The sequence below is a fragment of the Pseudomonas bharatica CSV86 genome (assembly GCF_000319305.2).
In the GTDB taxonomy this organism is placed as follows: Bacteria; Pseudomonadota; Gammaproteobacteria; order Pseudomonadales; family Pseudomonadaceae; genus Aquipseudomonas; species Aquipseudomonas bharatica.
In genome coordinates this window covers 1,733,804-1,745,000 of record NZ_AMWJ02000002.1, presented here as the reverse complement: position 1 = coordinate 1,745,000, position 11,197 = coordinate 1,733,804, and the positions used below count along the sequence as shown (strand labels likewise).

Sequence of the window (11,197 nt, the reverse complement as noted above, 5' to 3'; positions counted from 1 at the left end):
GTCCCTAAGGCGAGGCTGAAAAGCGTAGTCGATGGAAAACAGGTTAATATTCCTGTACTTCCGGTTATTGCGATGGAGGGACGGAGAAGGCTAGGCCAGCTTGGCGTTGGTTGTCCAAGTTTAAGGTGGTAGGCTGGAATCTTAGGTAAATCCGGGATTTCAAGGCCGAGAGCTGATGACGAGTTGCCTTTAGGCGACGAAGTGGTTGATGCCATGCTTCCAAGAAAAGCTTCTAAGCTTCAGATAACCGGGAACCGTACCCCAAACCGACACAGGTGGTTGGGTAGAGAATACCAAGGCGCTTGAGAGAACTCGGGTGAAGGAACTAGGCAAAATGGCACCGTAACTTCGGGAGAAGGTGCGCCGGCGAGGGTGAAGGACTTGCTCCGTAAGCCCATGTCGGTCGAAGATACCAGGCCGCTGCGACTGTTTATTAAAAACACAGCACTCTGCAAACACGAAAGTGGACGTATAGGGTGTGACGCCTGCCCGGTGCCGGAAGGTTAATTGATGGGGTTAGCTAACGCGAAGCTCTTGATCGAAGCCCCGGTAAACGGCGGCCGTAACTATAACGGTCCTAAGGTAGCGAAATTCCTTGTCGGGTAAGTTCCGACCTGCACGAATGGCGTAACGATGGCGGCGCTGTCTCCACCCGAGACTCAGTGAAATTGAAATCGCTGTGAAGATGCAGTGTATCCGCGGCTAGACGGAAAGACCCGTGAACCTTTACTATAGCTTTGCACTGGACTTTGAATTTGCTTGTGTAGGATAGGTGGGAGGCTTTGAAGCGTGGACGCCAGTTCGCGTGGAGCCATCCTTGAAATACCACCCTGGCAACTTTGAGGTTCTAACTCAGGTCCGTCATCCGGATCGAGGACAGTGTATGGTGGGTAGTTTGACTGGGGCGGTCTCCTCCTAAAGAGTAACGGAGGAGTACGAAGGTGCGCTCAGACCGGTCGGAAATCGGTCGCAGAGTATAAAGGCAAAAGCGCGCTTGACTGCGAGACAGACACGTCGAGCAGGTACGAAAGTAGGTCTTAGTGATCCGGTGGTTCTGTATGGAAGGGCCATCGCTCAACGGATAAAAGGTACTCCGGGGATAACAGGCTGATACCGCCCAAGAGTTCATATCGACGGCGGTGTTTGGCACCTCGATGTCGGCTCATCACATCCTGGGGCTGAAGCCGGTCCCAAGGGTATGGCTGTTCGCCATTTAAAGTGGTACGCGAGCTGGGTTTAGAACGTCGTGAGACAGTTCGGTCCCTATCTGCCGTGGACGTTTGAGATTTGAGAGGGGCTGCTCCTAGTACGAGAGGACCGGAGTGGACGAACCTCTGGTGTTCCGGTTGTCACGCCAGTGGCATTGCCGGGTAGCTATGTTCGGAAGAGATAACCGCTGAAAGCATCTAAGCGGGAAACTTGCCTCAAGATGAGATCTCACTGGAGCCTTGAGCTCCCTGAAGGGCCGTCGAAGACTACGACGTTGATAGGTTGGGTGTGTAAGCGCTGTGAGGCGTTGAGCTAACCAATACTAATTGCCCGTGAGGCTTGACCATATAACACCCAAGCAATCTGAGCTGAGAGGCCGGATTGTGGTGGTGAAGACGCAATGAACCGAAAGTTCGTGCAAACCACAAATGTCACATACCCGATTTGCCGAAGCGTCGAAAGACGAGTTGGCACACAGAATTTCTTGACGATCATAGAGCATTGGAACCACCTGATCCCATCCCGAACTCAGTAGTGAAACGATGCATCGCCGATGGTAGTGTGGAGCTTCTCCATGTGAGAGTAGGTCATCGTCAAGATTCAATTCCGAAACCCCTATCTGCGTATGCAGGTAGGGGTTTTGTCTTTTCCGGACCGACACAAATCGATCCAGATCCTGTCTGACCCAGGGAACGGGCTCCATGCTATGTTCCCCTCTCTTTTCGACTGCCCAGGGACGTCTCATGTCGCATACCAGCAAGCTGCTTCCGGGATTCATGGTTGTCCACGGCAACCGTTTGGACGAGCTGCGCAGCCTGGTGGTGAGCTGGATGCGGCGTTACCCTTTGGCACCGTTGGAAAACGAGATCGTCCTGGTGCAAAGCAACGGTATCGCCCAGTGGCTGAAACTGGCGCTGGCCGAGGACCCGGAGGACGACGACATGGGCGGCAGCGGTATCGCTGCGGCAATCGAAGTCCAGCTCCCCGGCAGCTTCATGTGGCAGCTTTACCGCAAGGTGCTGGGACGCGAGGAAATCCCGGAAACCTCGTTGCTGGACAAGGCTCCGCTGACCTGGCGCCTGATGCGCCTGCTACCCGAACTTATCCACAACCCACACTTCGAGCCGCTGCAGCGTTTTCTTCTCGACGACAGCGACCTGCGCAAGCGTTACCAACTGGCCGAGCGCCTGGCCGACCTGTTCGACCAGTACCAGGTCTATCGCGCCGACTGGCTGAAGGAATGGGCGGCAGGGCGTCACGTCATGATCAATGCCCGCGGCGAAGCCAAGCCACTGTCGCCGGCCAATTGCTGGCAAGCCGAGCTATGGCGTGCGCTCCTGCATGACGTGGGGGAAGAGGGGATGGCACAGAGTCGGGCCGGTGTTCACCAGCGCTTCATCGAACGCATCAATGCACTGGAACAGGCGCCGCCGGGCTTGCCGTCGCGGGTGATCGTGTTCGGCATTTCCTCGCTGCCTGCGCAAGCCCTGGAAGCCTTGGCTGGCCTGGCCCGCTTCAGCCAGGTGCTGCTTTGCGTGCACAACCCCTGTCGTCACCATTGGGCTGATATCGTCGCCGACAAGGATCTGCTGCGCCATCAATACAAGCGCCAACAACGTAAGCAGGGCATGGCCGGCCCTGTTGACGCCGGAAGCCTGCACCAGCACGCACACCCCTTGCTGGCCGCCTGGGGCAAGCAGGGGCGTGACTACATCAACCTCCTCGACAGCTATGACGATCCCGCCAGCTATCGAACCGCCTTCAGCGATGGCCGCATCGACCTGTTCAGCGACGAGGAGCCGAAGCACCTCCTGGGCCAGCTCCAGGACGATATCCTCGAACTGCGCCCGCTCGGCGAAACCCGCGAACTGTGGCCCGATGTCGACCCGAAAAAGGACCCTTCGGTGCGCTTCCACATTGCCCACAGCGCCCAGCGCGAAGTCGAGATCCTCCATGACCAGTTGCTCGCCCGCTTCAGCGCCGATCCGAAACTGCGTCCCCGCGACGTGATTGTCATGGTGCCGGATATCAACGCCTACGCGCCCCATATCCGCGCGGTGTTCGGGCAACTCGACCGCAGCGACAGCCGCTTTATCCCGTTCACCCTTACCGACCAGGGGCAAAGGGGGCGCGATCCGTTGCTGATCGCCCTGGAGCATCTGCTGAAACTTCCTGATAGCCGCTTCCCGGTCAGCGAAGTCCTCGACCTGCTCGACGTTCCGGCCTTGCGTGCGCGTTTCGCTATCAAGGAAAGCGACCTGCCGACCCTGCACCGCTGGATCGAAGGTGCCGGCATCCGTTGGGGCCTGAACGCCGGGCAACGTGCCGGTCTCGGCCTGCCGGACGAACTGGAACAGAACAGTTGGCGTTTCGGGCTGCGTCGCATGCTGCTGGGTTATGCGGTCGGTGCTGGTGAGAGCTGCGACGGGATCGTTCCCTATGACGAGATCGGCGGCCTCGACGCTGCTCTGATCGGTCCGCTGGTGGCCTTGCTGGATGCTCTCGAAGTCGCACACTCCGAGCTATCCCAGCCTGCCACCGCGACCCGTTGGGGCGAGCGTCTCAATGCGCTGCTGCAAGTCTTCTTCCTTGCCGAAAGCGAGCACGACGACTATCTGCTGGTCCAGTTGCAGACGCTTTGCGACGACTGGCTGCAGACCTGCGAGGCGGTGGGCCTGCAGGACTTGCTGCCACTCACCGTGGTACGCGAGGCCTGGCTCGCCGGCCTCGATCAGGGGCGTCTGTCCCAGCGTTTCCTCGCCGGTTCGGTGAATTTCTGTACCCTGATGCCGATGCGTGCCATTCCATTCAAGGTCGTCTGCCTGCTGGGCATGAACGACGGTGACTATCCCCGGGCGCAACCACCGCTGGACTTCGACCTGATGGGCAGCGACTACCGTCCAGGCGACCGCTCGCGCCGGGAAGATGACCGCTACCTGTTGCTGGAGGCCGTGTTGTCGGCCCGCGCCCAGCTGTATGTCAGTTGGGTCGGGCGCAGTATCCGTGACAACAGCGAGCGTCCTGCCTCGGTGCTGATCGGGCAGTTGCGCGACCATATCGCTGCCGGCTGGCGACTCAAGGGCGCTAGCAAGGACGACAAGCACGACGCGGGCGAACAACTGCTGGACAAGCTCACCACCGAGCACCCGTTACAGCCTTTCAGCGCGCGCTATTTCCGCCAGGGCGGCGACCTGTTCAGCTATGCGCGGGAATGGCGCGGCCTGCACCTGGGGGTGAAAGTGCGGCCGCCACGGACGAGCAACTGGAGCGTTTCCGGCCTGAAGAGCCCCTGACCCTGGCATTGCTGCAGGACTTTCTCCGCCATCCCGTGCGGCATTTCTTCAGTCAGCGGCTGAAAGTGTTTTTTGAGGTAGTGGAAGATCCAATTGCCGACGATGAGCCCTTCCTGCTCGATGCTCGCCAGCGCTACGGCCTGAGTGAAAGCCTGCTCGGCGCCGCGATGCTCGACCCGGAGCAAGGCGAGACGGCCCTGCTAACCCAGGCCAGACGTCTGCAGGGCAGTGGGCTTCTGCCCCTGGCTGGTTTTGGCGATTGCCTGCGCGAAGAACTGATCGAGCCGCTGCCGGATCTTCTGCGCCGTCATCGAAAGCTGCTGGAAGGATGGCCGACCCGCATCGACAGCGCCTTGCCGATCCGCTTCGAGGTCGGTGAGCTCAAGCTCGAGGGTTGGCTCGGACGTGTGCAGCAGCGTGCCGACCAGGCGCTGCTGAGCATCACTGCCTTGCCCAACGGCATCATCAGCGGGCGCACGCTGAAGTGGCATCGGTTGACCGGTATCTGGGTCACCCACCTGGCCGCTTGTGCCGTTGGCCATCGACTGCACAGCGCGGTGGTCGCCACCGATGTCACCCTGATGCTGGATCCGCTCGACCAGGCTGAAGCCAGCGAACAGTTGGGCAACCTGCTGATTTCCCGCCAGGCCGGCATGAATGCCCCGTTGCCGGTAGCAATCAAGACGGCCTTCGCCTGGCTGGCTGGCAAGGACCCGGACAAGGCCCTCGCCGAAGCCGCCAAGGCCTACGACGGTGATGACCGGCGCAAGGGCGAGCGCAGCGAGAATGCGGCGCTGGCCCGCCAGTTCAGCGACTTCGCGGCGTTGACTTCCAGCGAGGAGTTCGAGGGCTGGTGCGAAAGCCTGTACAGACCGATGTTCGAGGCCCCGTGGCAAACCCTGGCGGCAGAGGAGGTGCGTCCATGAGCGCAGCAGTCGAACAGCCGCCACTGGCCCTCACCTTCCCGCTCCACGGCAGCCAACTGATCGAGGCCAGCGCCGGTACCGGCAAGACGTTTACCATTTCCGCACTCTACCTGCGCCTAGTGCTCGGCCATGGTGGCGAGCAGGGTTTTGGCCGCGAGCTGCTGCCTCCCCAGATCCTCGTGGTGACCTTCACCGATGCCGCTACCAAGGAGTTGCGCGAACGTATCCGCACCCGTCTGGCCGAGGCCGCGCGGTTCTTCCGTGGCGATCTTGCCGAGGCCGATCTGCTACTGACGCAACTGCGCGACGACTATCCTGCCCATGCCTGGCCGGCCTGCGCGAACCGACTCGAAGTGGCTGCACAGTGGATGGACGAAGCGGCCGTTTCCACCATCCATAGCTGGTGCCAGCGGATGCTGCGCGAGCACGCTTTCGACAGCGGCAGCCTGTTTACCCAGACCCTGGAAACCGATCACAGCGAGCTGCTCGGCCAGGTCATGCGCGATTACTGGCGGCGTTTCTGCTATGGCCTGGAAGGTGATGCGCTGCACTGGGTGCGGGAGAACTGGGGCAGTCCGGACCAGCTTCTACCGCGGGTGCGCGCCCTGTTCGGCCGGCATTCGGCCGAGGTGCAGGCGCTGGAGCCGCAAGAAGTGATCCGTGAAGTTCTGCGCCAGCGCGGCGAGTTGCTGCGCTCCTTGAAGGCCCCCTGGGCACAGTGGTCGCAGGAATTGCTGGAAATCCTCCGCGCCGGGATCAAGGCGAAGGCCGTCAACGGCAGCATGATCCAGGAGCGTCATTTCAAACCCTGGTGCGACAAGCTCCTGGCCTGGGCGCAGGACGACCTGGCACATGATCTCGATATAGGCACCGGTTTCACCCGGCTCACGCCCGACGGCCTGGCCGAAGCCTGGAAGAGCGAGCCGCCGAGCCATCCTGCGCTGGAGGTGATGGCCACCCTGCGCGAACAGTTGAAGGCGCTGCCGACCCCGGATGCGCAACTGCTCGAACATGCAGCCGCCTGGGTCTCGCAGCGCTTCGAACAGGAAAAGCGCCGCCGCGCCGAGATGGGCTTCGACGACATGCTCCAGCGCCTCGACCAGGCCTTGGCCGGCCCCGCCGGCGAGCGTCTGGCCGGCTTGATTCGCGAGCAGTTCCCGGTGGCCCTGATCGATGAATTCCAGGACACCGACCCGGTGCAGTACCGCATCTTCGAATGCATCTATCGCATCGAGGACAACGCGCGCGATACAGGACTTTTCCTCATCGGCGACCCAAAGCAGGCGATCTACGCCTTCCGTGGCGCCGACATCTTCACCTACCTTGGCGCGCGCCGGGCTACCGCCGGGCGCCTGCACAGCCTGGACACCAACTTCCGCTCGACCCAGCCGATGGTGACGGCGGTCAACCATGTGTTCATGACCGCCGAACAGCGTCAGGAGGGACGTGCAGCCTTCCTGTTCCGTGACTCGCGGGGCGACAACCCGGTACCGTTCGTTGCAGTGAAGGCCCGTGGGCACAAGGAGCACCTGCAGGTCGATGGCCAGCCGCTGCCAGCGCTGACCCTCTGGCACCAAGACAGCGACACGCCGCTTTCCAGCACCCTGTATCGCCAGACGATGGCCGCAGGCTGTGCCACCCGCATCGTCCAGTTGCTCAATGGCGGCCAGCAGGGCCGTGCCGGTTTCATCCAGGCCGACGGCTCCTTGCGCGGTTGCCTGCCCTCGGATATCGCCATTCTCGTGCGGGATGGTCACGAGGCGCAGTTGGTGCGTGCCGAACTCGCGGCTCGCGGCGTGCGTAGCGTCTATCTCTCCGACAAGGACTCGGTATTCGCCGCCCAGGAAGCCCGCGACTTGCTGTCCTGGCTCAAGGCCTGTGCCGAACCGGACAACGAACGCCTGCTCAAGGCTGCGCTGGCCAGCCACACCCTGGGCCAGTCGCTGTGTGCCCTGGCCCGTCTCAACGAAGACGAGATGCTATGGGAAGATCGCGTCATGCAGTTCCGCCAGTATCGAATGATCTGGCGGATCCAGGGGGTGCTGCCGATGTTGCGGCACCTGCTGCATGACTTCCGCTTGCCCGGGCTGTTGATGAGCCGCCCTGATGGCGAACGTGTGCTCACCAACCTCCTGCACCTTTCGGAACTGCTTCAGCAGGCCGCGACCGAGCTGGACGGCGAGCAGGCGCTGATCCGGCACCTGGCCGAACACCTGTCGGCATCCGGGCAGGCCGGCGAGGAGCAGATCCTGCGCCTGGAAAGCGATGAACAGCTGGTCAAGGTGGTCACCATCCACAAGTCCAAGGGCCTGGAATACGAGTTGGTGTTCCTGCCCTTCATCTGTACCGCCAAGCCGGTGGACGGCAAGCGCCTGCCGCTGGGCTGGCATGACGAGCTGGGTGTGGCGCACCTGACCCTGAGCCCGACCGACGAGCAGATCGCCATGGCCGACGATGAGCGTCTGGCCGAGGACCTGCGCCTGTTCTATGTGGCCCTGACACGGGCCCGGCACGCCTGCTGGCTGGGCGTCGCCGACCTCAAGCGCGGTACCGGCAAGGAATCGCTGTTGCATCGCAGTGCCTTCGGCTACCTGCTCGGGGGCGGTGAGCCGCTGGCTGACTCGACCGCCCTGGCGGGCTGGCTCGATGACCTGGGCAAGGGCTGCGATGCGATCAGCCGCCTGCCGCCACCTGAAGCCGATGACCAGGTTTACGTTCCTGCGCGCCAGACCGCCGAATTACTGGCCCCGCGTGAGCCGAAACGCCGTGCCGCGGAGAACTGGTGGATCGCTTCCTACAGCGCACTGCGCATCGGTGAGGAGGCGCTGGCGCTCGATGCCGATGTCGCCCAGGCCCAGCAGTTGCTGGACGACGAGCGTCCCGACCCGCAGGCCGCGCGCGAAGTCATGGCGACCGCCGGGGATATCCACCGTTTCCGCGCGGCCCCAACCCCGGCACCTTCCTTCATGGATTGCTGGAATGGGCCGGTCAGCAAGGTTTCGAACGTGTCGCGGCTGCGCCTGGTGAACTGCGCCAGATGATTGCCCAGCGCTGTAACCGTCGCGACTGGAAAGGCTGGATCAATACCCTCGGCGACTGGCTCGAGCATTTGCTGAGCACGCCCATGTCTGTGGGAAATGACCGTAGTCCGGTGGTCCTCGGCGCATTGGGCCAGTACCAGATCGAAATGGAGTTCTGGTTCGCCAGTCATCGCGTCGACGTGTTGCAGCTCGACCGCCTGGTGGCCCGCCATACCCATCAGGGTGCTCCGCGACCAGCCGCCCAGGCAGCGCTGCTCAATGGCATGTTCAAGGGCTTCATCGACCTGGTCTTCGAGCACGATGGGCGCTACTACGTCGCCGACTACAAATCCAACTGGCTCGGCCCCGACGATCTTGCCTACAGCGAGGTGGCCATGGAGGCCGCGATCCTCGAGCACCGCTACGACCTGCAATATGTCCTCTACCTGCTCGCCCTGCATCGCCAACTGCGCGCCCGGCTGCCGGATTACGACTACGACCGGCATGTCGGAGGCGCCCTGTATCTGTTCCTGCGCGGTGCGCATTCACCGGGCCAGGGCGCGTACTTCGTCAAGCCGCCGCGCGCGTTGATCGAAGCGCTCGACGCGCTGTTCCGCGGCGCCCCGCACGGGGTGCAACAGGACCTGTTTGGAGACGTCCCATGATCCGTACCTTCGACGATCTGTTGCCGACCCCGCTGGACGCTGAACACCTCGCCGCCCTTGCGCCGCTGACCGACAGCAACGACCTGCTGGCCTTGCTCGATCGCTGGGTCGAACGCGGCTGGCTGCGCTCGCTGGACCGCGCCTTCGTCGGCTTCCTGCGTGACCGCGATCCCCACGGTGGCTCGCTGGTGCTGCTGGCTGCGGCGCTGGCCAGCCACCAGCTGGGCCATGGCCACGTCTGCCTCGACCTGCACAAGACCCTTGCCGAACCGGACTTCGCCTTGTCGTTGCCTCCCGAAGGTGATGCCCTGGCGGGCCCCCTGCTGTTGCCATCGCAATTGCTCGAGCGCCTGAGCGCCGAGACCTGGCTGCAGCATTTGCACGCCAGCGCACTGGTGGCCGCAGGTAATGATGCACAGCAGGTTTCCCGGCCGCTGGTCCTCAGCGAGGGTCGCCTGTACCTGCGCCGCTACTGGGCCTACGAACGGCAGATCGACGGGGCCCTGCGCCAGCGACTGGCGCAGCATGACGCCACTCCACGGGATCTGCGTGCGCGGCTGGACAGCCTGTTCAAGGATGGCGCCGAACCCGGGCAGGTGGACTGGCAGAAACTCGCCTGTGCCCTGGCCACCCGAAGCGCGTTCAGCATCATCACCGGCGGTCCCGGTACCGGCAAGACCACCACGGTGGTGCGGTTGCTGGCCTTGTTGCAGGCGCCGGCAGTCGAAGCAGGGCGTCCCTTGCGCATTCGCCTGGCGGCGCCGACCGGCAAGGCGGCTGCGCGCCTGACCGAATCCATAGGCCAGCAGGTCGAGTTGCTCGAGGTCAGTGCCGAGGTACGTGAGCATATTCCCTGCGATGTCTCCACCGTTCACCGTCTGCTCGGCAGTCGTCCCAACTCCCGGCACTTCCGCCACCATGCGGGCAATCAATTGCCGCTGGATGTGCTGGTGGTGGACGAAGCTTCGATGATCGACCTGGAGATGATGGCCAACCTGCTGGCCGCCATGCCGGACAATGCCCGGCTCATTCTCCTGGGTGACAAGGACCAGTTGGCCTCGGTGGAGGCCGGGGCGGTGCTCGGCGATCTTTGCCGGGATGCCGAGGAAGGTCGCTACAGTCCGCAAACTGCTGCCTGGCTGGAGCAGGTCAGTGGCGAGTCCCTGGCGAACAGTGGCCTGCTTCCCGGCGATGCGCAACAGCACCCCTTGGCCCAGCAGGTGGTCATGTTGCGGCGGTCGAGGCGGTTCGGCGAGGGAAGCGGGATTGGCGAGCTGGCTCGCCTGGTCAATCGCCAGCAGGCGGGCAAGGCGCGCGAACTGCTCCAGCAGGGCAAGCATGCCGATGTCTTCGGTCTGACCCTGCGCGGTGAACAGGACCGTGCCCTTGACCGACTGGTGCTGGATGGCCTGGAGAAGGGGCGGAGGGCCCGTTGGGCTACCGCGATTACCTGCATGCGATCCGCCAGGGGCGCCCGCCTGCCGACCGGGCCGGGGACGAACCTTGCTGGGGTGAATGGGCGCTTGGCGTGCTCAAGGCGTTCGAGCGCTTCCAGTTGCTCTGTGCGGTGCGCAAGGGCCCCTGGGGCGTGGAAGGCCTGAATCAGCGGGTTTGCCGTGTGCTGACCCATGCCGGCCTGATCGACGGCGACCTGCCCTGGTACGAAGGCCGTCCGGTACTGGTGACCCGCAACGACTACGGCCTGAACCTGATGAACGGCGATATCGGCATCGCCCTGAGGGTGCCGGATGGCCATTCCGAGGACGTCCCCCTGCGGGTCGCCTTCCCGCGCAACGACGGCCGTGGCGGCGTACGTTTCGTCCTGCCCAGCCGGCTCAGCGAAGTGGAAACCGTGTACGCCATGACCGTGCATAAATCCCAGGGCTCGGAATTCGCCCACACCGCACTGGTGCTGCCGGACGCCTTGAACCCGGTGCTGACCAAGGAACTCATCTATACCGGCATCACCCGGGCCAAGCACTGGTTCAGCCTGGTCGAGCCACGCAAGGGCGTGCTGGAAGAGGCGGTGGAGCGCAAGGTGAAGCGGATTTCGGGGTTGATGCTGGAGAGGACCTAGGCGACCG

Annotated in this window: 2 rRNA genes and 3 pseudogenes (1 of these 5 only partly in view); all 5 read left to right on the top strand. The window is 63.0% G+C overall.

The features are described from left to right. A 23S ribosomal RNA gene (locus CSV86_RS21865) occupies positions 1–1,556 on the top strand (it extends 1,333 nt beyond the left edge of the window). A 136-nt stretch (positions 1,557–1,692) separates the two neighbouring features. Continuing rightward, a 5S ribosomal RNA gene (gene rrf / locus CSV86_RS21860) occupies positions 1,693–1,808 on the top strand. A gap of 144 nt (positions 1,809–1,952) precedes the next feature. Further along, positions 1,953–5,428, top strand: a pseudogene (recC, locus tag CSV86_RS21855) (exodeoxyribonuclease V subunit gamma). Beyond that, positions 5,425–9,113, top strand: a pseudogene (recB, locus tag CSV86_RS21850) (exodeoxyribonuclease V subunit beta). Before recC ends, recB begins: the two co-directional pseudogenes overlap by 4 nt. Further along, positions 9,110–11,190: pseudogene (recD, locus tag CSV86_RS21845) on the top strand (exodeoxyribonuclease V subunit alpha). The pseudogenes recB and recD overlap by 4 nt, the downstream one beginning before the upstream one ends. The last annotated feature ends 7 nt before the right edge of the window (positions 11,191–11,197 follow it).